Annotated in this window: 23 protein-coding genes; 7 read left to right on the top strand and 16 right to left on the bottom strand. The window is 60.0% G+C overall.

Annotation, left to right across the window (positions count from 1 at the left end; all coding sequences use genetic code 11):
• Positions 1–9 precede the first annotated feature (9 nt).
• Together KHQ24_RS23265 and KHQ24_RS23270 are read right to left on the bottom strand one after the other, a co-directional pair.
• The gene (locus tag KHQ24_RS23265; protein ID WP_004203068.1) at positions 10–1,332 is read right to left on the bottom strand and encodes an MFS transporter; all 1,323 of its coding nucleotides are present in this window, start codon (positions 1,330–1,332) and stop codon (positions 10–12) included.
• 71 nt (positions 1,333–1,403) lie between these two features.
• A complete protein-coding gene (locus KHQ24_RS23270; protein ID WP_048324591.1) occupies positions 1,404–3,257 on the bottom strand; it encodes a bifunctional sugar phosphate isomerase/epimerase/4-hydroxyphenylpyruvate dioxygenase family protein in 1,854 nt (617 codons plus the stop codon).
• 126 nt (positions 3,258–3,383) lie between these two features.
• On the opposite strand from KHQ24_RS23270, the gene KHQ24_RS23275 reads away from it, so the two are divergent.
• Complete coding sequence (locus tag KHQ24_RS23275) at positions 3,384–4,022, top strand: TetR/AcrR family transcriptional regulator (RefSeq protein WP_048324593.1); 639 nt, start codon at positions 3,384–3,386, stop codon at positions 4,020–4,022.
• Positions 4,023–4,039: 17 nt separating this feature from the next.
• Here the strand turns inward: KHQ24_RS23275 and fumD are convergent, their stop codons facing one another.
• Positions 4,040–4,252, bottom strand: a complete 213-nt coding sequence (gene fumD, locus KHQ24_RS23280) for a fumarate hydratase FumD (protein WP_004203074.1) — start codon at positions 4,250–4,252, stop codon at positions 4,040–4,042.
• A 236-nt stretch (positions 4,253–4,488) separates the two neighbouring features.
• A complete protein-coding gene (locus KHQ24_RS23285; RefSeq protein WP_004217210.1) occupies positions 4,489–4,620 on the bottom strand; it encodes a hypothetical protein in 132 nt (43 codons plus the stop codon).
• Positions 4,621–4,757: 137 nt separating this feature from the next.
• On the opposite strand from KHQ24_RS23285, the gene pykF reads away from it, so the two are divergent.
• Both pykF and KHQ24_RS23295 read left to right on the top strand, forming a co-directional pair.
• Entirely contained in the window at positions 4,758–6,170 is a 1,413-nt protein-coding gene (gene pykF / locus KHQ24_RS23290) for a pyruvate kinase PykF (protein ID WP_004203076.1), read from the top strand.
• Between the two features lie 313 nt (positions 6,171–6,483).
• Positions 6,484–6,720, top strand: coding sequence for a major outer membrane lipoprotein (locus KHQ24_RS23295; RefSeq protein WP_002908860.1), 237 nt, complete (start codon positions 6,484–6,486; stop codon positions 6,718–6,720).
• Between the two features lie 61 nt (positions 6,721–6,781).
• On the opposite strand, the gene ldtE is transcribed toward KHQ24_RS23295, so the two are convergent.
• The 8 genes from ldtE to KHQ24_RS23335 all read right to left on the bottom strand — a co-directional run bounded on the left by ldtE (position 6,782) and on the right by KHQ24_RS23335 (position 14,070).
• Positions 6,782–7,768, bottom strand: a complete 987-nt coding sequence (gene ldtE, locus KHQ24_RS23300; protein ID WP_004203079.1) for a L,D-transpeptidase LdtE — start codon at positions 7,766–7,768, stop codon at positions 6,782–6,784.
• A gap of 99 nt (positions 7,769–7,867) precedes the next feature.
• On the bottom strand, positions 7,868–8,284 hold the full coding sequence (gene sufE / locus KHQ24_RS23305) for a cysteine desulfuration protein SufE (protein WP_004203081.1): 417 nt from the start codon (positions 8,282–8,284) through the stop codon (positions 7,868–7,870).
• An 11-nt stretch (positions 8,285–8,295) separates the two neighbouring features.
• Complete coding sequence (sufS, locus tag KHQ24_RS23310) at positions 8,296–9,516, bottom strand: cysteine desulfurase SufS (RefSeq protein ID WP_043519813.1); 1,221 nt, start codon at positions 9,514–9,516, stop codon at positions 8,296–8,298.
• The gene (gene sufD / locus KHQ24_RS23315; RefSeq protein WP_087832277.1) at positions 9,513–10,787 is read right to left on the bottom strand and encodes a Fe-S cluster assembly protein SufD; all 1,275 of its coding nucleotides are present in this window, start codon (positions 10,785–10,787) and stop codon (positions 9,513–9,515) included. The genes sufS and sufD overlap by 4 nt, the downstream gene beginning before the upstream one ends.
• Positions 10,762–11,508, bottom strand: coding sequence for a Fe-S cluster assembly ATPase SufC (gene sufC, locus KHQ24_RS23320; RefSeq protein ID WP_163619462.1), 747 nt, complete (start codon positions 11,506–11,508; stop codon positions 10,762–10,764). Before sufC ends, sufD begins: the two co-directional genes overlap by 26 nt.
• Before the next feature lie 16 nt (positions 11,509–11,524).
• Positions 11,525–13,012 (bottom strand): Fe-S cluster assembly protein SufB, encoded by a 1,488-nt coding sequence (gene sufB, locus KHQ24_RS23325; protein WP_002908877.1) that lies wholly within the window; start codon positions 13,010–13,012, stop codon positions 11,525–11,527.
• Between the two features lie 2 nt (positions 13,013–13,014).
• On the bottom strand, positions 13,015–13,392 hold the full coding sequence (sufA, locus tag KHQ24_RS23330; RefSeq protein ID WP_004203089.1) for a Fe-S cluster assembly scaffold SufA: 378 nt from the start codon (positions 13,390–13,392) through the stop codon (positions 13,015–13,017).
• Between the two features lie 480 nt (positions 13,393–13,872).
• Positions 13,873–14,070: a hypothetical protein gene (locus tag KHQ24_RS23335; protein WP_004203090.1), complete on the bottom strand. Its 198-nt coding sequence runs from the start codon at positions 14,068–14,070 to the stop codon at positions 13,873–13,875.
• Between KHQ24_RS23335 and KHQ24_RS23340 the strand changes: the two genes are divergently transcribed.
• The 4 genes from KHQ24_RS23340 to lldD all read left to right on the top strand — a co-directional run bounded on the left by KHQ24_RS23340 (position 14,069) and on the right by lldD (position 16,788).
• Complete coding sequence (locus tag KHQ24_RS23340; protein WP_032456247.1) at positions 14,069–14,188, top strand: hypothetical protein; 120 nt, start codon at positions 14,069–14,071, stop codon at positions 14,186–14,188. The genes KHQ24_RS23335 and KHQ24_RS23340 overlap by 2 nt on opposite strands.
• 118 nt (positions 14,189–14,306) lie before the next feature.
• The gene (locus KHQ24_RS23345) at positions 14,307–14,702 is read left to right on the top strand and encodes a DoxX family protein (protein WP_032456248.1); all 396 of its coding nucleotides are present in this window, start codon (positions 14,307–14,309) and stop codon (positions 14,700–14,702) included.
• Positions 14,699–15,331 carry a TetR/AcrR family transcriptional regulator gene (locus KHQ24_RS23350; protein ID WP_032456249.1) on the top strand — a complete coding sequence of 211 codons (633 nt, stop codon included), beginning with the start codon at positions 14,699–14,701 and terminating at the stop codon, positions 15,329–15,331. The genes KHQ24_RS23345 and KHQ24_RS23350 overlap by 4 nt, the downstream gene beginning before the upstream one ends.
• A gap of 272 nt (positions 15,332–15,603) precedes the next feature.
• Positions 15,604–16,788, top strand: coding sequence for an FMN-dependent L-lactate dehydrogenase LldD (lldD, locus tag KHQ24_RS23355; RefSeq protein ID WP_017900850.1), 1,185 nt, complete (start codon positions 15,604–15,606; stop codon positions 16,786–16,788).
• 55 nt (positions 16,789–16,843) lie between these two features.
• On the opposite strand, the gene KHQ24_RS23360 is transcribed toward lldD, so the two are convergent.
• The 4 genes from KHQ24_RS23360 to KHQ24_RS23375 all read right to left on the bottom strand — a co-directional run bounded on the left by KHQ24_RS23360 (position 16,844) and on the right by KHQ24_RS23375 (position 22,833).
• Positions 16,844–19,945 carry an efflux RND transporter permease subunit gene (locus KHQ24_RS23360; protein WP_211777500.1) on the bottom strand — a complete coding sequence of 1,034 codons (3,102 nt, stop codon included), beginning with the start codon at positions 19,943–19,945 and terminating at the stop codon, positions 16,844–16,846.
• On the bottom strand, positions 19,942–21,051 hold the full coding sequence (locus KHQ24_RS23365; protein ID WP_048324723.1) for an efflux RND transporter periplasmic adaptor subunit: 1,110 nt from the start codon (positions 21,049–21,051) through the stop codon (positions 19,942–19,944). The genes KHQ24_RS23360 and KHQ24_RS23365 overlap by 4 nt, the downstream gene beginning before the upstream one ends.
• Before the next feature lie 74 nt (positions 21,052–21,125).
• Entirely contained in the window at positions 21,126–21,740 is a 615-nt protein-coding gene (locus tag KHQ24_RS23370) for a TetR/AcrR family transcriptional regulator (protein ID WP_114508247.1), read from the bottom strand.
• Between the two features lie 97 nt (positions 21,741–21,837).
• Positions 21,838–22,833, bottom strand: coding sequence for an NAD-dependent epimerase/dehydratase family protein (locus KHQ24_RS23375; protein ID WP_065904596.1), 996 nt, complete (start codon positions 22,831–22,833; stop codon positions 21,838–21,840).
• Positions 22,834–22,851 lie beyond the last annotated feature (18 nt).

Here is a 22,851-nt window from a genome sequence, read left to right on the forward strand (position 1 = left end):
CTCCTTTGTTTACTGCGATAACTCGATACGTTTGACGTCGCCGAGGATAAACAGATAGGCCACCACACCCAGCAGCGCGGCGCCGCCGATGTAGATCAACGCGTAGAAGAAATTGCCGAACCCGGCGACGATAAAGCCGATCACCAGCGGGGTGAGGATCCCCGCGAGGTTGGCGCAAAAGTTGAACAGGCCACCGGTAAGTCCGCCCAGCCCCTTCGGGGCGATGTCGGAGATCAGCGTCCAGCCGAGGCCCACCATCCCCTGGCCAAAAAAGGCAAACGACATCACCAGGATCACCGCCAGGTCACTCTGCAGCCAGTTGGCGGAGATGATACAGCTGGCCATCAGCAGGCCAGCGACGATCGGCAGCTTACGCCCCAGGTTGGCCGACCCGGTGGCTTTGAGCAGCTTGTCGGAGATCCAGCCGCCAAACATCACCCCACCGGCGGCGGCAACAAACGGCAGGATGGAAAAGAAACCAACCTTCAGCCACGGCATATGGCGTTCGGTGGCCAGCCAGGTCGGGAACCAGGTGAGAAAGAACACCAGCACGGTATTGCCGGCAAACTGACCGATGCTGGCGCCGATGATCTGGCGTTTGCTCAGCAGCTGGCGGACCAGCGGCCAGCTGAACGCCACCTGCTGGTCCGTCGGGGCGCTCAGGCCGCCGCCGTTTTCGATATGCTCACGCTCCTGCTGGCTGAGACGAGGATCTTCATGCGGTTCGCGGTAGCAGCGCCACCACACCAGGGCAAACAGAATGCCGACGGCGCCGACGCTGACGAACAGCACCCGCCAGCCGAAGCCATCCATGATCCAGAACAGCAGCGGGGCAAAGCAGGCCAGCCCAAGATACTCCCCCACGGTGTACACCGCCGTGGCCTTCGCGCGCTCCTGCTGCGGGAACCAGGCGCTGACCACCCGGCTATTGACCGGAAAGCACGGCGCTTCGCTGACGCCAAGCCCGAAACGGCACAGCAGCAGCGTTTTCAGCCCCACCGCCATGCCGTGGAACAGGGTAAAGAGCGACCACAGGGTCAGAGACAGAAAATAGGTGACTTTGTTGCCAAAGCGGTCAAGAAACAGCCCGCCGGGGATTTGCGCCAGGGCGTAGGTCCAGGCGAAAGCGGAGAAAAGTATCCCCATGATCGCCGGGTCGATCCCCAGCTCAGCGGTGAGCTTTGGGGCGGCGATCCCCAGCACGGTGCGGTCGAGGTAGTTGATCATGGTGCCGATGGCCAGCAGCGCAAGAATGCCGATGCGCCGCCGGGAGCGGCGCGCGGTGACGGCCGGCTGGGCGGCAGCCGTCGGGTTAGGGCTATATGAGCTCATAGTCGGTTCCTGTCTCGGGTACAGAGGGTGTTGTTATTGTGTTTCAGGCATAATGAACCATTTGATTCAGGCTAACAATACTGCATCGCCGCCAGGCGGACGGCCGCATTCGCCGCGCCATAGAGCGCGTAGCCTGCCCGTCGTTCGGTTAATTCAAAGAAGAAGCGCCCGGCGGTGAAGGGCCGGGTATACAGGTGCAGGAACGCCCCGCCCTGCGGATCGCGGTCGTAGAGAAGCTGCCGCCGCTGGAGCTGCCCGACGTCCAACTCGCCGCCAAAACGCGCCAGCAGATCGTCATAGTAATTGGCCGGGATCGGCAGCGCATGGACGGCAACCGCGGCGAGCTGGTCGCAGGTGGCCGGCAGATCGCGGCAGGCAAAGGCGGCATGCTGCAGCCCTGCCCCCTGGTAGCAGGCGACCGATCGGGCGATCTGCGTCGCCCGGCTCTGGGAGATATTCAGCGCCAGGCGGATATCGCCCTGCGGGCTGCGCACTGCCAGACTGCGCACCAGTCCATAGGGGTCCGGCAGCATCTGCTCATGTTCAAGGGTAAAGCCAAACACCGTGCGGAAGAACATCACCCAGTTGTCGCGGCTGTCTGCCTCCATCCCCAGCGCCAGATGGTCGATACCGAGGTAATCTTCGCGCACCGTCAAACCGTCGCGCAGGAGAAAATCGCGCTCGTAGATCGCCTCTCCGGCGTCGATCAGATAGACCAGGCTGCCGTCAGGGGCGCAGATCGCCGGGATCGGCGTCTCGTTCGGCCCGGCGTCGCCCTGCCAGGTGGCATACCCCAGCGCGCGGGCGCGAGCGACAATCGGCGCACTGCTGTCGACCCGCAGCGCCATCGCACAGAGCGATACCCCATGGCGTTGATAAAAGTGATCGGCCCAGCTGTGGGGCTGATGGTTAATCACGATCCGCGCCCCGCCGTTGCGCCACAGCGTGACCTGTTTGGAGCGGTGGCTTCCCTCGTGCTGAAAACCCAAAGCCTGCAGATGCTGCCCCAGGCGCTGCGCCTCGGCGACGCTGGCGGCGAATTCAGTAAACTCCAGCCCGTGATAGTTCGGCAACGGCGGCGGTGAAAACAGATCGGCATCGCACGCCGGGAGCCGGCGTCGAGTCTGCTCCTCCAGCCACAGCAGCGAACGATAACCATCTTTGGCCGTCGCGCCGTTTGGCGAGGCGCGAAAACCGTCATTAAAGATCTCCAGCGACCAGGGACCGCGATAGCCGCAGCGGGTGATCTGCTCGGCAAACGCCTCCAGCGGCAGCTCCCCCTGCCCGGGGAAGCAGCGGAAATGGCGACTCCACTCCAGGAGATCCATTTTCATATACGGCGCATCGGCGAGCTGAACGAAGGTGATTTTCTCCACCGGCACCGATGGCAGCGCGTCGAGGGTGTCGCCCCGGGCCAGGATATGGAAGCTGTCGAGCACCAGGCCCAGCGCCGGGCTGTCCACCTGCTGCACCCGCTCCCAGGCCTGATGCCAGCGGTTCACATGGGTTCCCCAGGCCAGCGCCTCATAGCCGATTACGATCCCCTCCTCTTCCGCCAGCGTGGCCAGCGCCCGCAGGTCCGCCACCTGCAGTTCGCTATCCGCCGAGCAGTCCGGCTGCACATTGCTGCACAACAGCAGCGTGTCGCAGCCCAGCTCGCGCATCAGCGCAAATTTGCGTCTGGCGCGGGTCATATTGGCCGCAAACTGCGCCCGGCTGGCGCCTTCAAAATCGCGAAAGGGTTGAAAAAGCGTGATTTTTAACCCTAAATCGGCGGCCAGCTGGCGGATTTCCGCCGGCGTCCCCGTATAATAGAGCAGATCGTTCTCGAAAATTTCCACACCCTGATAGCCCGCCGCCGCAATAGCGTGCAGCTTCTCTGGCAGGGTGCCGGAAATCGAAACGGTGGCGATAGAGCGCAGCATAAGGTCCTCGGGTCAATAGCTGACGTGAGTCTTGAATATGTATCATTTGGTTCATTTGCGCCATACCAGGTTGCTAAATTGTGATCATTATGTGTATTTTTTGTCACCCAAGAAAAAGGAGTTGCCATGACCGTCGTTGCTCATGATGAAGCACAATCTCTGAAGGAGCGGATCTTCAGCGCCGCTATCGCCGTCTTTGCCGAACACGGGCTGTCAGGCGCCCGCATGGAGCAGATCGCCACCGAGGCGCAGACCACCAAGCGCATGGTGGTCTACTACTTCAAAAGCAAAGAGCAGCTCTATCAGGAGGTGCTGCAGCATGTGTATGCGCGGATCCGCGAAACCGAGCAGCAGTTGGGGCTGGAGAATGTGCCGCCGGTAGAGGCGCTGGTGCGGCTGGTGCGCTGGAGCGTGCGCTATCACGCCACCCATGCGGACTATATGCGGGTGATTTGCATGGAGAACATGCAGCGCGGCAAGTGGCTGAAGGCCTCAGGGGATCTGAAGCCGCTGAATCGAACCGCCCTGTCGATTCTGGAAGACATTTTGCAACGCGGCCAACAGCAGGGCGTCTTTCAGGCGGGGCTGGAAGCGCGCGATGTCCACCGGTTGATCAGCAGCTTCAGCTTTTATCAGGTGTCAAATTTCTACACCTTCAGCAGTCTGTACCTTGACGATCCGCTGCCCGCCATTGACGATGAAGCGATGGTGGCCCACCACTGCGACATTGCCGTCCGGGCGGTGGTCCGCTTTGTGATTTCCTGACCCGCCGGCGAAAGGCGTCAGTGTCCGGAGAGGGCGTGAATGACCTTCGCCATCGCCTCCTCGGTGAGCGGTGAACGCTGGATTTTGCTGTTCGCCAGCGAGGTGCGCAACACGCCGGCGATGACAATGTGTTTTGGCTCCTGACCAAGGTCACGCATCTCCAGCACCACTTTGCCCACCACGCGGCACATTTCCTGGTACAGCTCGTCGTCTTTCGCTTTATTTCCCATTGAGTCTGGCTCGCATTTTCTCATTATCAATCAAATCATTATTGATAGATTTTTCCGGCAACGCAAATCATCACACCGTTAACGGCTCAATGGGGTATTTTAGCGCCTCATGATGTCAGTAAAATCCCTTTCTTACGCCCCTTTTCATGCCGCCTGATGAAATATTGTGTTGCGTAGTTTTATGCATAACGTGCCGGTTTTGTTACGCGTTTTGTCCATAATTTGAAACGAGGTTTTTATTTTCCTTTTTGATTTCGGCAGCGTATAATGCGCTTCGATTCTTTCTTGAATGGTTTCAGCGCATTGGACTGCATGATAAAACGCATAACACCTTGCCACATTTCATGGGCTGAACCGCCAGCACACATTCTTCTGCACGCTTCAGGGTTGTCACCTATCCTTAGGGCGTGGCTTAGCAACTTTCGTAATACAGGTTTGGCTCCCCGGCAGTGCGCCCGCGGAGCGAGAATTCCATATCCTTCACAACTTAAAGACTAAAACTGTCATGAAAAAGACCAAAATTGTTTGCACCATCGGTCCGAAAACCGAATCTGAAGAGATGCTGACCAAAATGCTGGAAGCCGGCATGAACGTGATGCGTCTGAACTTCTCTCACGGTGACTATGCGGAACACGGTCAGCGCATCCAGAACCTGCGCAATGTGATGAGCAAAACCGGTAAGAAAGCCGCTATTCTGCTGGACACCAAAGGACCGGAAATTCGTACCATCAAGCTGGAAGGCGGCAACGACGTCTCCTTGAAAGCGGGCCAGACTTTCACCTTCACCACCGATAAATCCGTTATCGGCAACAGCGAAATCGTAGCGGTAACCTATGAAGGCTTCACCTCTGACCTGAGCGTCGGCAACACCGTTCTGGTGGACGATGGCCTGATCGGCATGGAAGTGACCGCGATCGAAGGCAACAAAGTTATCTGTAAAGTGCTGAACAACGGCGACCTTGGCGAGAACAAAGGCGTGAACCTGCCGGGCGTCTCTATCGCCCTGCCGGCGCTGGCGGAAAAAGACAAACAGGATCTGATCTTCGGTTGCGAACAGGGCGTGGACTTCGTCGCGGCCTCCTTCATCCGTAAGCGTTCCGACGTCGTCGAGATCCGTGAGCACCTGAAAGCCCACGGTGGCGAAAATATCCAGATCATCTCCAAAATCGAAAACCAGGAAGGCCTGAACAACTTCGACGAAATCCTCGAAGCCTCTGACGGCATCATGGTTGCTCGTGGCGACATGGGCGTTGAGATCCCGGTTGAAGAAGTTATCTTCGCGCAGAAAATGATCATCGAAAAATGTATCCGCGCGCGCAAAGTGGTTATCACCGCCACCCAGATGCTTGACTCCATGATCAAGAACCCGCGTCCGACCCGCGCTGAAGCCGGCGACGTGGCCAACGCCATCCTCGACGGCACCGATGCGGTGATGCTGTCCGGCGAATCCGCGAAAGGTAAATACCCGCTGGAAGCAGTCACCATCATGGCGACTATCTGCGAACGTACCGACCGCGTCATGACCAGCCGTCTGGATTTCAACAACGACAACCGTAAACTGCGCATCACCGAAGCGGTGTGCCGCGGCGCGGTAGAAACCGCTGAGAAACTGGAAGCGCCGCTGATCGTCGTCGCCACCCAGGGCGGTAAATCCGCACGCGCTGTGCGCAAATATTTCCCGGATGCCACCATCCTGGCGCTGACCACCAACGAAACCACCGCTCGCCAGCTGGTGCTGAGCAAAGGCGTTGTGCCGCAGCTGGTGACAGAGATTGCCTCTACTGATGACTTCTATCACCTGGGCAAAGATCTGGCGCTGAAGAGCGGCCTCGCGCGCAAAGGCGACGTGGTGGTGATGGTCTCTGGCGCATTAGTCCCGAGCGGCACCACTAATACCGCTTCCGTGCACGTGCTGTAATAATTTACAGGTTAATTGGTTTTTTTTAATAAAGCGCCTCTCCGGGCGCTTTTTTTTTATTCACCGGCTAGCTCTTCCTATTAAAAATGCAAATCGGAATTTACTATTTAATAAGAGATTATCTAAGATGAATCCGATGGAAGCGCGCTGTTTTCACTCGCCTTTTTCAGCGATTTTGACCAATTCGATGCTTCTTTGAGCGAACGATCAAAAATAAGTGCGTTCAGGTAAAAAAAATATTCTCATCCCAAAAAAGTTTGTGTAATACTTGTAACGCTACATGGAGATTAACTCAATCTAGAGGGTATTAATAATGAATCGTACTAAACTGGTACTGGGCGCGGTAATCCTGGGTTCTACTCTGCTGGCTGGTTGCTCCAGCAATGCTAAAATCGATCAGCTGTCTTCTGACGTTCAGACTCTGAACGCTAAAGTTGACCAGCTGAGCAACGACGTGAACGCAATGCGTTCCGACGTTCAGGCTGCTAAAGACGACGCAGCTCGCGCTAACCAGCGTCTGGACAACCAGGCTCACTCTTACCGTAAGTAAGAGTTCTGGTAATAAAAATGGCGCACTCAGTGCGCCATTTTTTTTGCCCTCGCGCTGACGGCTACTGGGTGAGCAGGCCGTTATCAGACGAACTGTTCTGCGCCGACAGCGACGTCGCCGCGCTCCCCGCCCCCGTCGATACCACCACCGGATAGCCCGCCCTTCTCGACATCGCTTTTTTCAACTGCTGGTCATCCACCGCTTTATCCTCTGCGAAGGCGTGAAACGCCGCTGGCAGCGTGTAAGCGATGGTCCGGGTGTTTTCCCCTTCCGTCTGCGACAGCGGCCTGTGGACCTCTACGTAGCGTTTACCATCCGGTTCGACGGCAAACTTCACCGGCTGATTGATGATCCGCACTGGCGTCCCGGTTTTCACCTGACTGAACAGCGCCTTGATGTCATCAGCGTTCATCCGCATACAGCCCGAGCTGACGCGCAGCCCAACGCTGTCCGGGGCGTTAGTCCCGTGGATGAGATATTCGCCGTTACCGTAGGCCAGACGCAGCGCATAGCGACCCAGCGGGTTATTCGGCCCGGCCGGCACCACCGCCGGCAGCGTCACCCCTTTCTCCAGCGAGCGCGCACGGATGCCGGCGGTGGGTGTCCAGGTCGGGTTAGGGATCTTCTGCCCGACGCGGGTGGTCATCTCCGGGGTTTCCAGTCCTAACTGGCCGATGCCCAGGGGATAAACCTGGACCTGATTCTCTCCCGGCGGGAAGTAGTACAGCCGCAGCTCCGCGAGGTTGACGACAATCCCCTCCCGCGGCGCGTCAGGCAGCAGCATCTGCGAAGGGATCAGCACCTGGGTCCCGGGCTTCGGCTGCACCGGCGCAATGGTATCGTTGGCTTCGAGGATCAGCATCGCCGCGGTATCGAAATGGCGGGCAATCGCCTGCAGGTTGCGATCGCTCTCCTGAACCGTCCAGTACTGGTTCTGGCCAATCAGCCGGCTGTTAGCCGGAGGCAGCGGGTAGTCGACGGCCCAGGCGGCCGGGGAGGCGCCAAGGGCGCTGAGAAGGGCTAAGGTGATCATCGTTTTGCGTTTCATACTGAGATTCCTTCTTTCGCTGATAAAACGCCAGGAGACTGAACGGCGGCAGGGTCAGCGCCCTGCCGGACGTAACAGAATGAAATCTACCTGTTTATTCTAGCTAATATTTGCGGCTTTCGCGCGTATCGCGCGGATCATGGCTTCGAGGCCCTGCGAGCGGGAGGGGGTAAGATGCTGGGTGAGAGCCATTTTTTCAAACCACGGGCGGACGTCGAACTCGACGATGTCCTGGGCGGTCATCCGGTCATAAAGGATAAACACCACCGCAATCAGCCCTTTGACAATCGCCGCATCGCTGTCGCCGCGCAGGGTGACAACGCCGGAAGGATCCTGCGCCATCACGATCCATACCTGGCTTTGACAGCCCTGAATAATATTCTGCGGGCTGTGCTCCGCGTCGCTCAGCGGCGCCAGCCGCTGGCCCAGCTCAATGATATAGAGATACTTCTCTTCCCAGTTGGCGCAACGGCTAAAATTGCGCAACAGTTTATCTTTGTCCGGTAATGCCGTCATCGTCACGTCCTTTACCCTAATAATTTGTGGATCCGCTGGAGGCCGACCACCAGGCGGTCCACCTCTTCCGTGGTATTGTACATGGCCAGCGACGCCCGACACATGGCCGGTACCTGATAGCGGGCCATCAACGGCATGGCGCAGTGGTGCCCGGTCCGCACGGCGATCCCGTAGTTATCGAGGAAGCTGCCGACGTCATAGGCGTGATGCTGGCCGAGGTTAAAGGCAATCACCCCTTTGCGCTGCGCCGGACCGTAGAGGATCAGGTCCGGCACCGCGCGCAGGGCCTCCAGCGCGTAGCGCATCAGCGTCTGTTCGTATTCGGCGATCTGCGTCAGTCCCAGTTGGCTGACGTAGCTCAGCGCGGCGCCGAGGCCAATGATCCCGCCGGTATTCGGCGTGCCGGCTTCAAAGCGCCACGGCGCCTGGTTCCAGGTGGTGCCCTCCGTCAGGCTGACGGTGGCGATCATCGACCCGCCCCCTTCCCAAGGCGCCATGGTCTGCAGCAGCTCGGCCCGGGCGTAGAGCACGCCGATCCCGGTCGGACCATACAATTTGTGGGCGGAGAAGACATAAAAATCACAACCCAGCGCCTGAACGTCCACCGGGTGGTGCATCACCGCCTGAGCACCGTCCACCAGTACTTTCGCGCCATGCTGATGCGCAAGGGCAATCAGCGCCGACAGCGGGTTTTCGGTGCCCAGCACGTTGGAGACTTCGGTGATCGCCAGCAAGCGGGTACGCTGGTCAAACAGCCCGGGAACCACGTCCAGCTGCAGGGTGCCGTCCGGGTTGAGGGGGATCACCCGCAGCTCAGCCCCCACCCTGGCGCAGAGCATCTGCCACGGTACGATGTTGGCGTGGTGCTCCATCTCGCTGATGATGATGTTATCCCCAGCGCCGACGTTGGCATTTCCCCAGCTGTTGGCCACCAGGTTGATGCCCTCGGTGGTGCCGCGCACGAATACCAGCTCCTCCGCCGATCCGGCGTTAAGGAAAGTGGCCGCCTGCTGGCGCACCGCTTCCATCCGCGCGGTGGCTTCCGCGCTGAGGGTATGGATCCCACGATGCACCGCCGCGTAGCCGTGACGATAGAATTCCGCTTCGGCGCCGATCACCGCCTCCGGTTTCTGGGCGCTGGCGGCGCTGTCAAGATAGACCAGCGGCTGGCCGTTGACCTCCCGGCTCAGTACCGGAAAATCGGCGCGAACCCGTTCTACTGAAAATGTCATGCTGTGCCTCCCGGCAAACGCTCTCCAATTCGCGCCAGCACCTGCTCTCTGAGTGCGTCGCTGCGGATAGCTTCGGTAAGCTCGGCGGCGAAGGCGTAGAGGATCATCTGCTGCGCCGCCTGCTGTTCAATTCCGCGCGAGCGCAGATAGAACAGCTGTTCTTCGTCTATGCGCCCGACCGTCGCCCCGTGGCTGCATTTCACGTCATCGGCGTAAATCTCCAGCTGCGGTTTGGTGTCGACTTCCGCCAGCCGCCCGAGCAGCAGATTGTTGTTGGTCATCTGGCCGTCGGTTTTCAGCGCGTGCGGCGCGACGTTGATCAGCCCGTTAAACACCGCCCGGCCCTTATCGCTGACGATGGTTTTGTGCAGCTGGCGGCTGGTGCAGTACCCCACCTGGTGATCCAGCCAGGTGCGGCTGTCGCAGACCTCATTTTTTACCGGCATCGCCAGCGAATTAAGGCGCAGGTCGCTATTTTCGCCGCCCAGACGCGTGCTGGTGTGGTGACGCAGCACCTGGCCGCCGAGCAGGAAACTGCTGCTGAAGGCCGAGGCGTCGCGGCCCAGCTGCAGGTCGTTATGGGCGAAGTGGTAGCTATGCGCGTTCTCGAACGCCAGCTTGATGTGCTGCAGGTGTGCGTTGTCAGCCACCGTCATGGTCAGCCGCCCGCCGGTGAAGTGCGGTTGCTCATCGAAACTGAGGTAATGCTCGACAATCGTCGCCTCCGCCCCGCTCTCCAGCGTCAGATGGTGACGATAGTGGGCGGTATTCAGCGCATCGCCGGCCAGGCCGCGGGTGATATGCATCAGCAGCAGCGGCTTATCCAGGCGACGGTTGCGCGGCACGCGAAGGCGGGTCACCGACTGCGCCAGGCTTTCGGTCAGATGGAGAAACACTTCCGGCTGCAGGGCATCCGGCAGATGCTGGCGCTGGTTATCAACGCTAACCTCCACGCCGCTGGCGGCGAGATCGTCGCTCAGCTCAGGATGATAGCGGCCGTCGATAAACACCAGACGCCAGGCGTCCAGCGGCAGCGCCAGCGCGTCACGCTGTTCGGCGCTGAGCGACGCCCCCTCCTCGGCGACGAAGCGGCCGTTAAGTAGCGCGTCCAGCGGGGTGTATTTCCAGTCCTCCTGCTTGCGCGTCGGCAGCCCCAGGCGCAACAGCTGCTGCAGATGCTGGCTGGCCTCCGGCGTACGCTGGTCGCCCTGCGCTTCAAACAGATGGTGCCACTGCTGCAGCGCGTTACTGCTGTTCGGTAAGCCAGCCATAGCCCTGCTCCTCCAGCTGTTTGACGAGGGTGAAATCCCCCGACTTCACAATCCGCCCCTGATAGAGCACATGGACATAGTCCGGCTTGATATAGTCAAGGATGCGCTGATAGTGGGTGACGATGATGAAGGAGCGTTTGCCGTCGCGCAGCGCGTTCACGCCCTGGGAGACGATTTTCAGAGCATCAATGTCCAGCCCGGAATCCGATTCATCGAGAATGCACAGCTCCGGCTCAAGCACCGCCATCTGCAGAATGTCGTTGCGCTTTTTCTCGCCGCCGGAGAAACCCACGTTCACCGAACGGGTCAGCAGATCTTCCGGCATCTGCAGCAGCTTAATTTTCTCTTCCATCAGGTCCTGGAAATCGAAGCGATCCAGCGGCTCCTGGCCGCGATAGCTGCGTACGGCATTCAGCGCAGTCTGCAGGAAGAACTGGTTGCTAACGCCGGGGATCTCCACCGGATACTGGAAGGCCATAAAGATGCCTTCCCCAGCGCGATCTTCCGGGGCGAGCTCCAGCAGGTTTTTGCCCTTAAATTCGACGCTGCCGCCGGTGACCTCGTAATCTTCGCGCCCGGCCAGAGTGGCCGAAAGCGTACTTTTCCCCGAGCCGTTTGGCCCCATAATGGCGTGGACCTCCCCCGGACGCACCTCAAGGTTCAGCCCGCGCAGGATCGCTTTATCTTCGACGGCGACATGTAAATCTTGAATACTTAACATCTTTTTTCCTTAATTATCAGCCGACGCTATGCTCAAGGCTAATGGCCAGCAATTTTTGCGCCTCTACGGCGAACTCCAGCGGCAGTTCGGAGAAGACGTCTTTACAGAAGCCGTTGACGATCATCGAGATGGCATCGTCTTCGCTGATCCCGCGCTGCAGGCAGTAGAACAGCTGGTCCTCACCGATCCGTGAGGTGGTCGCTTCGTGTTCCAGCTGAGCGCTGTTGTTGCGACATTCGACATAGGGGAAGGTATGCGCCCCACAGTCCGGGCCGATCAGCATTGAATCGCACTGGGTATAGTTGCGGGCATTCGTGGCGGTCGGCATGATTTTGACCAGCCCGCGATAGCTATTCTGGCTGTGTCCGGCGGAGATCCCTTTCGAGATGATGGTCGAGCGGGTGTTCTTGCCGATATGGATCATTTTCGTGCCGGTGTCCGCCTGCTGATGGCCGCTGGTCAGCGCCACCGAAAAGAATTCGCCGATCGAGTTATCGCCGCGCAGGATGCAGCTGGGGTATTTCCAGGTGATGGCCGAGCCGGTTTCCGACTGGGTCCATGACATTTTGCTGTTCTCCCCTTCGCACAGGGCGCGCTTGGTGACAAAGTTGAGGATCCCTCCGGTGTTGTTGTCCCCCGGGAACCAGTTCTGCACCGTGGAGTATTTCACTTCCGCGTCTTTATGGATGATGACCTCCACCACCGCGGCATGCAGTTGATAGCTGTCGCGCACTGGCGCCGAGCAGCCCTCGATGTAGCTGACGTAGCTGCCTTCATCGGCCACCAGAATGGTACGTTCAAACTGGCCGGTCTTTTCGGCGTTGATGCGGAAATAGGTCGATAGCTCCATCGGACAGCGGACGCCCTTCGGCACATAGATAAAGGTGCCATCCGAAGCCACCGCGGCGTTCAGCGCGGCAAAGAAGTTGTCATTGCCCGGCACCACGGTACCCAGATACTTTTTCACCAGTTCCGGATGATCGTGGATCGCCTCGCCGAAAGAGCAGAAGATGATCCCCTGCTCCGCCAGCTTTTCACGGTAGGTGGTCGCCACCGACACCGAGTCGAATATCGCGTCCACCGCCACCTCGCGCCCTTCGCGCACCGGTACGCCCAGCTGGTTAAAGGCTTCTTCCACCTCGCTGGTCAGAAAGGTGTTGGCCCCGGTCTGCTGCACCGCGCCGGGCTCGGAGGCGCAGGTCTCATCGCAGTTGCCGCAGGAGGGGGCGGAATAGTAGCTGTAATCCTGATAATTCAGCTTATCGTAATGCGCCTTCAGCCAGTGCGGCTCTTCCATCTCCAGCCACGCCCGGTAGGCATTGAGCCGGAACTCCAGCATCCACTGCGGCTCATTGCGGCGGGCGGAGATGGCGCGAACCACTTCTTCATTAATGCCTTTGGCCAGCTCATCGGTCTGCAGGCGAGTGAAAAAGCCCTCTTTATAATTGAGCGGGCCGCCGGTCCAGGTTTTGACATCGTCTGTTGCTTCAGTATTACGCGACATAGTTACTCCGCCTGCACCCCAAAACTTTCGCCGCAGCCGCATTCGTGCTGCGCTTTCGGGTTATGAAATTTAAAGATTTCATTTAATCCTTCCCGGACGTAATCCAGCTCCGTACCGTCAATGAACGGCATCGCCTGCAGCGGCGCGTACAGCTTCGCCCCTTCAGATTCAAAGAGCAGATCGTCGGGCGCCGGCTCGGCAATCATTTCGAGCACATAGCCAAAACCGGCGCAGCCGCTGGTTTTAATACCCAGCCGTAGCCCCTTTTTATCCGGTTGCTTGCGCATCAGATCGCGAATATGCGCGGCAGCGGCCGGCGTCATGGTCAGTCCCTGCCAGCTGAAATCGGCGGGATTAAAGGTTCCTGCTTGTACTTCCATCGATAGACCTCCAGGTTGGCGCCATCAAGGCATACCGCCATGTTAGTGATAATGATTATCACTTCAACCCTTCTCCAGCAGGGGTATTGCCCCAATTAGCGCTTTTTATAAGCATAGACCCTTGCCCGGGGATTATCAGGGTGCGCAAGTTGAACCTAATCATATGATTTATAATATTTAATTCTGATATCGTTCTATCACCGCACGCAATGGCAAAGATGTATCGAAAATACCGATTTATGCGATAGCAGCAGACCACCTTCCTGATTAACCTTGTCGTAGAAACCAAAAAAGTGACGGCGTCACTGAGCAGCCATGCGCGCTGAACAGGCGCTGGCCTGCGGAATGAGAAAGCGTAAACAGAAAGCGTCAAGGCGCAACGCTTTCGGCAGGGGCGGTCGCGGCCTGGCGGGGGACGTGGCCGCGATCGGGGGGAGATAAACCGCGATAAAGCGGGTAGCCAGGAAGGCTATCGGTTGGCTAAGTTCCTTTTCTCACCAGGCGGGCGGCCTGGACAAAAACTTCATCCTCCACCCCATCCCCCTTCTGTCTGCCCAGCCGCACCAGCTCATCCACGATACTCCCCTGATTAATCTGCTTTTGGGTCGCCACTAAGCTAATGACCGCCGCGCCGATAGCCATGCCAATCAATGCCGTTTGTTCATCTTTATCTTTCATGGTGTCGCTCCGTCTGTCCTCCTCAGAAAGGCTAGCAAAAGATAGCATCTGCTCAATTTCAAAATCACCTTCTTTACGCCATGAGAAAAGTGCGCGAAAGGCATCACGGCCTGGATAATTCAAACTAATTTGTTGATTTAAATAAAATAACACTCACGGACAATTAACAGACTTGTTAGTCTTATAATTATTTCTTAGACTCCGCGGTCTGTTAATTCACATTTGCGTAAAATCTCATGACTAATTCAACCTCATTTTTCATTACTCTCTGTCTCTCCCGCGTCCTGGTGACTTTTTTCTTCTGGATGGCTGGCGTCTACGGCGTCTTTCATTTCACGGAGATCGTTCGGGAGATGTTGGCCGTTGGCCTGCCATGGCCAGTATTGTTCGCGGTTGGTACGATTGGTTGCCAGCTGGCGGGCTCCGCGCTGATCGTTTTTAATCCTGCCGGCTACGGCTGGATTGGATCGCTGATGCTGATTGTGTTTACATTACTCACCATTCCGCTGGGACACGCTTTCTGGGCCTTTAGCGAGCCCCGGCGCACAGAGGAATTCCACGTTGCGCTTGAACACATTACCGTGGTGGGAGGATTAATCATGAGCGCGTTGTTTGCAGGTTATCGGCGATGAGCGATACCCCTCGTCAGAAAGGACGGCCAAAAGATCCGCTGAAAATGCAGGCCATCCTTCAGGCCGCCCGTAAATTGTTCCTTGAACAAGGCCTGGAGGTAACGACGGCTGAAATCGCCCGGGTGGCAGGGGTGGCGAAAGCCACCTTGTATGCCAATTTCAGCGATAAAGAACAATTGATAGAGGCGGTATTGCGCCGGGAATCAGATCTCACCATCAGCGACCACGATTTCGCCCAGCGCCATCACCTGCCGCTGGTCGAGGTGCTGACCGCATTTGGCAATCGCTTTGTCCGCTTTATCAATCAGCGGGAACTGACCGGCTGGGACCGGCTGATTGCCTCCGCCGCCCTGCGTCATCCTGAACTGCCCGGCCGCTTTTACGCCGCCGGGCCGGGGCGGGCACAGCAGATGCTGGAGGTGATTATCGCCGAGGCAATCGAAGCCGGTGCTCTGCGGGCATGCGATCCGCAGGAGGCTGCCGACGATCTGGCCGGTTTATGGTTGGGGATGACCAGCCTGGCAATAAAGCTTGGCGCAAGACGGCCTTTATCCGACGACGAAATCAAACTGCGGGTTGAGCGCGCGCTGGAGGTTTTTCTACGCGCCTATTCGCAGGCGCCGAGCTGACCACGCTTCCTTGCTATGGCGATAGCGCAAAACGCTGTCGCACCACATCGGGTCTTTTATTTGGCCCGAATTCACGCTTCGCGGAAATAAATAAAAATAACGCGCGTGCCCAAGGCAAAAAAAAGAAATAACCATTTAAGCGACAAATCCAGTTTATTCCGTTAGGGAATGGCTTGGATGCTAATATTTCATTTCCCCACCGCCTTTTAGAAGCCTATAGTTTTTTTGCCTGCAGAACATCCACTTAGGTTAAAAGACATAAGGATATAATCATGATTGTTTCAGCCCCCAGCGATTATCGCGAAGCCGCTCGTCGCCGTCTGCCACGTTTCCTTTTTGACTATATTGACGGTGGCGCGGTGGCGGAAAATACCATGAACGCTAATGCCGCCGAGCTCGCCTCGGTAGCCCTTCGCCAGCGCGTGCTGTGCGGAGCGGGTGAGCCGACGCTGGCCACCACCATCCTTGATGCCCCATGGGCGATGCCCGTGGCGCTGGGGCCGGTCGGGGCCACCGGAATGTACGCCCGCCGCGGCGAAGTCCAGGCGGCCCGCGCCGCCTCCCGCGCCGGGATCCCTTACACTCTGTCCACCGTGTCGGTCTGCTCCATTGAGGAGGTGGCGAGCCACGCCAGCGGCGCGCTCTGGTCCCAGCTGTACGTACTGAAAGATCGCGGCTATATGCGTAATGCCCTGGAACGCGCCTGGGCTGCCGGCATGAAAACCCTGGTATTCACTGTCGATATGCCGATCCCCGGCTCACGGTATCGCGATAACCGTTCAGGGATGTCCGGGCCGCACGCCACCTTGCGACAGTATCTTCAGGCCTGCACCCACCCGCGCTGGGCAATGAACGTCGGCCTGGCGGGCAGACCCCTGTCGTTCGGTAACATCGAAGCCTATACCGGCCACAAAATGACCATGGATGACTATATGGGGTTCATCAGCAACAACTTCGACCCGTCCATCGCCTGGCACGATCTGGAGTGGATCCGCGACAGCTGGCCAGGAAAGCTGATCATTAAAGGGATCCTCGATGCCGACGATGCGCGCAATGCCGTGCGGCTGGGCGCCGATGGCATTGTGGTCTCCAATCACGGCGGCAGACAGCTCGATGGCGCCATCCCCACCGCCCGGGCGCTGCCGCGGGTGGCGGATGCGGTCGGCGACGATCTGACGGTCCTTGCCGACTCCGGAGTGCGCTCCGGCGTGGACGTTATTCGCCTGCTGGCCCTCGGCGCGAAGGGAGTCCTGCTTGGTCGGGCCTATATTTATGCCCTCGCCGCCGCAGGCGAAGCGGGGGTGGCGCACCTGCTGCGCTTATTTGCCGAGGATATGAAGGTCACCATGACCCTCACCGGCGCCACCTCGCCCTCGGCCATCAGCCTCGATTGCCTCGACCGGCTGGAAAAAGATCAACAGCGCAGCCGTGCGGTCCCGGTATCCTTATCTGCCTGACGCAGCCCGGGGCCGGGCCTGACCGCGTGTCCTGGCCCGGTCCGGCAAGGGGGAATTACCCCTGAGGGTCCAGCGCCGGACGTTGCGCTGCGTCAGCCGGTCGCTCGGGGCGGATGCGGAACCAGATCGCATACATGGCCGGCAGGAAGATAAGGGTCATGATGGTTCCCCCCAGCGTCCCGCCAATCAGCGTATAGGCGAGCGTCCCCCAGAAAACCGAATGCGTCAGCGGAATGAACGCCAGGATCGCCGCCAGCGCGGTCAGCAGAACCGGACGGGCTCGCTGCACCGTCGCCTCCACCACCGCATGGAACGGATCGAGCCCCGCCTGCTGGTTATGGTGGATTTGACCAATCAGGATCAGCGTATTTCGCATCAGGATCCCTGACAGGGCGATCAGGCCCACAAGGGCATTGATGCCAAACGGCTGATTGAACAGCAGCAGCGTCGGCACCACGCCAATCAGCCCCAGCGGCGCGGTCAGGAAAACCATGACCATCGCCGACAGGGAACGTACCTGCAGGATAATGATCAGCAGCGTGAGGGCGATCATGATCGGAAATAACGGCACCATTGCCCGGGTGGCTTTGCCTGACTCCTCGATCGACCCCGCCGTCTCGATGCGATACCCAGGCGGCAGGGAGTCGATAATGGGCTGCAGCGGCTTCATCAGCGCGCTGGAGACATCCGGCGGCTGCAGGTTATCTGCGACATCTCCCCGGACGGTAATGGTCGGCGTGCGGTCGCGACGACGGAGCAGGGGTTCTTCCATCCTGACGTCGACTTCACCGATCTGCGACAAAGGAACCCGCTGCCCGCCGCTGCCTACGAGAGTGAAGTCGGCGATTTTCGCCGGGTCCAGACGGATATCGCCCGCCGCGCGGCCGATGACCTGCACCGCGCGAATATCCTCCCGGACGGTGGTGATGGGGATCCCTGACAGCAGGAACTGCAGCTGCTGGGCGACGGCCTGGGAGCTGAGCCCACTCGCCTGCAGCCGGTCCTGATTGAGGCTGAAATGCATCACCGGTACCCGCGACCCCCAGTCGCTATTGACGGTGCGCATCAGCGGACTGGCCTGCAGCACCGCTTTCACCCGATCGGCGATGTCGCGCAGGGTGTGCGGATCGGGCCCCATCACCCGCCAGGCGACTGGATAAGGCGAATAAGGGCCAAAGACCAACTGCGTGACGCGCACCCGCGCCTGCGGCGCAAGGCCATTGGCCACCGCCTCCCGCAGCCGCAGCTTAAGCGCCTCGCGCGAGGCCGGACCGTCGGTCAATACCACCAGCTTGGCAAATGAGGGATCGGGCAATTCCGGAGCCATCGCCAGGTAAAAGCGCGGCGCGCCCTGGCCGATATAGCTGGTGACAATCTTCGCCTCCGGCTGCTGCTGCAGCCAGCGCTCAATTTTCGCCGTCGCGGCGCTGGTCTGGATAATCGACGACCCGTAAGGCATCTGCACCTCAACCAGCACTTCCGGGCGGTCGGAGGTGGGGAAAAATTGCTTTTTCACCACGCTCATTCCCAGTAACGCCGCCATAAACAGCACCACCACCCCGGCGGCCACGCGCCATTTGCCGGCGATAACCCGGGTCAGCAGCCGGCGGAAGCGCTGATAGCGCGGGGTGTCATACAGCGCGGCGTGGCCTGCCGCCGCGGACTTCCTCTCCGGTAACAGGTGTACGCCCAGCCAGGGGGTAAAAATCACCGCCACGATCCAGGAGGCAATCAGCGCGATACCGACGATCCAGAACACGTTGCTGGCATACTCCCCGGCGGTGGATTGCGCAAACCCGTTAGGCATAAAACCCACGGCCGTCACCAGGGTGCCGGCCAGCATGGGCGCCGCGGTGTGGCTCCAGGCATAGGCGGAGGCTTTGAGGCGGTCATACCCCTCCTCCATTTTGACCACCATCATTTCAATGGCGATAATGGCATCATCCACCAGCAGCCCCAGGGCGAGGATCAGCGAGCCGAGGGTGATGCGGTCGAAGTTTTTACCGGTGGCGGCCATCACCACAAACACCACGGCCAGGGTGAGCGGCACCGCCGCCGCGACCACCACCCCCACGCGCCAGCCCATGCTGACAAAGCACACCGCCATCACCACCAACAGAGCGACAAAAAATTTGATCATGAACTCATCGACCGCCGCGCTGATATTCACCGACTGATCGGTCACTTTGGCCAACGACATGCCGAGCGGCAGGCTCTGATTGATGCTGTCCGTTTCGGCGTCCAGCGCTTTCCCCAGCGCCAGACCATTCCAGCCCTCGCGCATCACCACCCCCAGCAGCAGCGCCGGTTCGCCCTGATTGCGGATCAGGAAGGTAGCAGGATCTTCATACCCCCGCTCAACCGTGGCGACATCGGCGAGTTTCAGCGTTCTGCCCCCGGCAATAATCGGCGTGTCGCGGATCTGCTGCAGGCGGTCGAACGCCCCGTCGAGGCGGATAAAGATCTGCCCGCCACGGGTCTCAATGGCCCCGGCGGCGGTCAGCACATTCTGATTGTTCAGCGCGGCAAAAATCGCCTCCGGCGAGAGCCCCAGGGTGGCGAGACGGTCATGAGAAAAGGAGAGATAAATGCGCTCCGCCTGTTCGCCGAGAATATTCACTTTTTTCACCCCAGGTACATGCAGCAGCTGCTGGCGCAGGGCTTCAGCGTCACGCACCAGCTGCCGCGGCGGCTCTCCCCGCGCTTTCAGGGCAAAGAGGGCAAAGGTGACATCGGCGAATTCGTCATTCATCATCGGGCCGGAGACGCCGGCAGGCAGGTTATTCGCCTCATCCCCGAGCTTTTTGCGCGCCTGATAAAACTGCTCCGGCACCTCGGAAGGCGGCGTCTGATCCTGCAGCGATAAGGTGATTAACGCCATCCCGGGACGGGTATAGGTCTCGGTGCGATCGTACCACTTCAGCTCCTGGAGCCGTTTTTCCAGCGGCTCGGCGACCTGATCCTGCATCTCCTGCGCGGTGGCGCCCGGCCAGACGGTGATGACCGTCATTTGCTTGACCGTAAAGGGCGGATCTTCCGCCCGACCGAGCCCGAAAAAGGCCACCAGCCCGGCGACCGAGATAAGGATAATCAAAAACAGGGTTACCGACCGCTCGCGGACGGCCAGCGCGGAGAGATTAAAACGCCCGCCGCTCATGGCTGACTCCCGTCGGCATCATGCTCGCGTCGGTCCGCCAGACGCACCGTCTCGCCCTGGTGCAGAAGATGGGCGCCCAGGGCGACGATGGGCTCCCCGGGCTTCAGCGGGCCGGTCACCCGCGCCGTTTCATCATTCAGGCCGATCACCGTCACCGGTTGCCAGGAGACGGTGGCCGGGCGCGACGCAATGCGCCAGACGCCAGGGCCGTTGCCCGGATCGTAGACCGACGCCAGGGGCACCTCCAGCACCTCGCCTGGCCCCTGGTCGCTGCTGATACGCAGGGTCACGGTAGACCCCAGCGGCGCATTCGCCAGCGCGCCGTTCAGCACATAGCGCGCTTCAAAGGTGCGGGTGGCGGCGTCAGCCGCGTCCGAAAGCAGCCGCAGGGTCGCGGTGACCGGCTGAGATTCGCTGCCATAGCGTGTCGCCAGCGCCTCGCTGCCGACCGCTGGGCGCAGCGTCTCCGGAAGCTGCACCCGCGCTTCGCGCTGCCCTGCCCGCGCCAGGCGGATCACCACCTGCCCGGCGCTGACCACCTGTCCCGGCTCGGCGAGCGTTTCCACCACCACGCCGTCGGCATCCGCCAGCAGTCCGGCATAGTCGGTGGCGTTTTGCGCCACGTTTGCCTGCGCCTGGGCCGCGCTGAGGTCGGCTCTCGCTGCCTCTGCCGTCGCGTTGATCTGGTCGAACTCCGCCGCCGAGACGGCGCCGCTGGCCACCAGGCCGCGATAGCGGGCCAGATCGTTGGCCGCTTTTTTGGCTCGCGCCCGCGCGGCGTCGACCGCCCGCTGTTGGGACTGCGCCTGCAAGGTTAGATCAGCCGGATCCAGGCGCAGCAGCAGTTGACCGCGCCGGACGCTCTGCCCGGTCTCCACCAGCCGGGCAAGGATTTTCCCCGATACCCGGAAGCCGAGATCGCTTTGGGTACGAGCGACCACCACGCCGGTAAAGGCCCGCGAGCTGGCCTCCGCGCGCTCGACGGTCGCCACCCGCACCAGCGGCGGCCGGGTGCGGGGATCGTCATGATCGGCAGGTTCGCCGCAGCCCGCGAGGGCCAGCGGCAGAAAGCAGACGGCAAGATGGACGGCGTTGGGCCTGAGCATAGGTCACCTTAATGAAAAGACCGGTTGGTGACTGCATTCTCAGACTAGTGACCAATAAAGTCAATGGTCACAAATCAGGGGGAGAGACTTCTCAGGATCAGGGAGGCAAGCAGCACCGCCGCGGTGGGCGCGGTGTCGAGATTGTATTGCAGCTGCACCGGGTTGATGAAAGGACACATCACCATATAGACCGCCAGGGTCGCCTCATCCAGCGGGGTTTTGCGCTCGAACTCACCCGCCTGGCGGCCTTCGACCAGAATTTGACCAACCAGCTGCTGCAGATGACCGGCATACTGCTCCGTTGAGGGCCATTTATCGCGCGCCGCGACGGCGGCGATGTCGTACAGTTTGCGATCCTCGAAAAACAGTTCACTGCCGGCCTCGGTCAGCGCCCGGAACAGGCGGCGCAGCTTCTCGCTGGCGGAGGGTGCATCGGCGATGGCCTCGCTGACGGCCACCATGATCTTCTCCAGCCGGCTGGCGCAGATTGCCTCGCCAATCGCCTGCTTGGAGTCAAAAAACTTGTAGATATAGGCTTTGGAAAAGCCTATTGCTTTGGCGAGATCGGTGACCGTGGTCTTTTCATAGCCATAGCGACTGAAGTGCGCCATGGCCGCGTCAAGAATCTGGTCCCGAACGCTGTGGTCAACGGGGCCACGGCTTGCTGGGGTGGGGGTATTTTTCGTCATCCGTTTAGCTTAATGCGATCGCTATCGTTTGACAACGAGTGACGTTATTATGATTTGGTCACAATAACGCCCCACCCTGCTCACCTCTCTCGCCGCGTTATGCCTCACGCGCCTCATGGTTAATCGCGCCGGCGGGCAGACAGCCCAGGCCTTGCAGCGTCAGATGTACGGCGCGATCGAGCGGGGTATGCGGCTCCGCGCCTAAAAAAGCCACCAGCTTATCGTTGCGCAGGCGTACCGGTAGACGCCAGAGATAGTGCATCTCGACCATTTCGCGCAGGGTGGCGTTGAAGGGCGCCGCCAGCTTCACCAGCCACCAGGGAAAGGACTTCACTACCGCCCTGCCGCCATAGCGGGCGACCACCCGCTGGATCGCCTGGCTCATTTCGCTGCCGTCCGGGTCCCAGTGGCCCTGCATATGAAAGCGGGCAAACGGCTCAAGCTCATGCCTGCGTGCCAGCAGTGCGGCGATGGTGGCGGCAACGTCGGGCAGCCAGGCCCACTGATGCCCCACGCCGATCGCCCCTGGTAGGCTGATAGTCCGGGGAAGCTGACCTGGCTTGACCAGCCCCTGGGAAAACCAGTTGTTTCCGGCGCGCGGACCAAAATAATCGCCCGCCCGGACAATCAACGCCCTGCCGCCGCGCTGTACGTAATCCTCCAGCGCCTGCTCCATTTCCACCCGAATGGCGCCTTTGCGGGTCACCGGCCGTTGCGCGGCCGCTTCAGCAATCAGCGGAAAGGCATCCGATCCATAGTTGTAAACCGTGCCGGGCAGGACAACTAACGCCCGCTGCTGGGCGGCGGCCTGCAGGGTGTTGCGCAGCATAGGTAGTACCTGCTGCCGCCAGTGCCGGTAGCCCGGCGGATTGACCGCATGGACGATCACGTCGCAACCGGCAGCCGCCGCCGCCACCTGCCCGGCATCCAGCGCGTCCCCGGCAATCCACTGCATGCCCTCTTCGGGCGCACGAAGCTGGGCGCCGCGCTTCAGCGCCCGAACCTGCCAGTTGTCCGCCGCCAGCCGACGCGCCACTTCCCCGCCTATGCCCCCGCTTGCTCCCAAAATCAGGACTTTGCCGCTGCTGTTCATCGTCTTTCCCCGTTCGCT

The sequence above is a fragment of the Klebsiella sp. 54 genome (assembly GCF_018223875.1).
GTDB classification, from domain to species: domain Bacteria; phylum Pseudomonadota; class Gammaproteobacteria; order Enterobacterales; family Enterobacteriaceae; genus Klebsiella; species Klebsiella quasipneumoniae.

Excerpts from the sequence above, each read along its gene's own strand:
- sufB (WP_002908877.1), bottom strand. The coding sequence starts at position 13,012 with ATGTCGCGTAATACTGAAGCAACAGACGATGTCAAAACCTGGACCGGC.
- sufS (WP_043519813.1), bottom strand. The coding sequence starts at position 9,516 with ATGACATTTTCAGTAGAACGGGTTCGCGCCGATTTTCCGGTACTGAGC.
- KHQ24_RS23350 (WP_032456249.1), top strand. The coding sequence starts at position 14,699 with ATGAGCGATACCCCTCGTCAGAAAGGACGGCCAAAAGATCCGCTGAAA.
- lldD (WP_017900850.1), top strand. The coding sequence starts at position 15,604 with ATGATTGTTTCAGCCCCCAGCGATTATCGCGAAGCCGCTCGTCGCCGT.
- KHQ24_RS23375 (WP_065904596.1), bottom strand. The coding sequence starts at position 22,833 with ATGAACAGCAGCGGCAAAGTCCTGATTTTGGGAGCAAGCGGGGGCATA.
- KHQ24_RS23365 (WP_048324723.1), bottom strand. The coding sequence starts at position 21,051 with ATGCTCAGGCCCAACGCCGTCCATCTTGCCGTCTGCTTTCTGCCGCTG.
- ldtE (WP_004203079.1), bottom strand. The coding sequence starts at position 7,768 with ATGAAACGCAAAACGATGATCACCTTAGCCCTTCTCAGCGCCCTTGGC.
- fumD (WP_004203074.1), bottom strand. The coding sequence starts at position 4,252 with ATGGGAAATAAAGCGAAAGACGACGAGCTGTACCAGGAAATGTGCCGC.
- KHQ24_RS23275 (WP_048324593.1), top strand. The coding sequence starts at position 3,384 with ATGACCGTCGTTGCTCATGATGAAGCACAATCTCTGAAGGAGCGGATC.
- KHQ24_RS23270 (WP_048324591.1), bottom strand. The coding sequence starts at position 3,257 with ATGCTGCGCTCTATCGCCACCGTTTCGATTTCCGGCACCCTGCCAGAG.
- KHQ24_RS23340 (WP_032456247.1), top strand. The coding sequence starts at position 14,069 with ATGGTGTCGCTCCGTCTGTCCTCCTCAGAAAGGCTAGCAAAAGATAGC.
- KHQ24_RS23345 (WP_032456248.1), top strand. The coding sequence starts at position 14,307 with ATGACTAATTCAACCTCATTTTTCATTACTCTCTGTCTCTCCCGCGTC.
- KHQ24_RS23265 (WP_004203068.1), bottom strand. The coding sequence starts at position 1,332 with ATGAGCTCATATAGCCCTAACCCGACGGCTGCCGCCCAGCCGGCCGTC.
- KHQ24_RS23285 (WP_004217210.1), bottom strand. The coding sequence starts at position 4,620 with ATGTGTGCTGGCGGTTCAGCCCATGAAATGTGGCAAGGTGTTATGCGT.
- sufA (WP_004203089.1), bottom strand. The coding sequence starts at position 13,392 with ATGGAAGTACAAGCAGGAACCTTTAATCCCGCCGATTTCAGCTGGCAG.
- KHQ24_RS23295 (WP_002908860.1), top strand. The coding sequence starts at position 6,484 with ATGAATCGTACTAAACTGGTACTGGGCGCGGTAATCCTGGGTTCTACT.
- KHQ24_RS23335 (WP_004203090.1), bottom strand. The coding sequence starts at position 14,070 with ATGAAAGATAAAGATGAACAAACGGCATTGATTGGCATGGCTATCGGC.
- pykF (WP_004203076.1), top strand. The coding sequence starts at position 4,758 with ATGAAAAAGACCAAAATTGTTTGCACCATCGGTCCGAAAACCGAATCT.
- KHQ24_RS23370 (WP_114508247.1), bottom strand. The coding sequence starts at position 21,740 with ATGACGAAAAATACCCCCACCCCAGCAAGCCGTGGCCCCGTTGACCAC.
- sufC (WP_163619462.1), bottom strand. The coding sequence starts at position 11,508 with ATGTTAAGTATTCAAGATTTACATGTCGCCGTCGAAGATAAAGCGATC.
- KHQ24_RS23360 (WP_211777500.1), bottom strand. The coding sequence starts at position 19,945 with ATGAGCGGCGGGCGTTTTAATCTCTCCGCGCTGGCCGTCCGCGAGCGG.
- sufD (WP_087832277.1), bottom strand. The coding sequence starts at position 10,787 with ATGGCTGGCTTACCGAACAGCAGTAACGCGCTGCAGCAGTGGCACCAT.
- sufE (WP_004203081.1), bottom strand. The coding sequence starts at position 8,284 with ATGACGGCATTACCGGACAAAGATAAACTGTTGCGCAATTTTAGCCGT.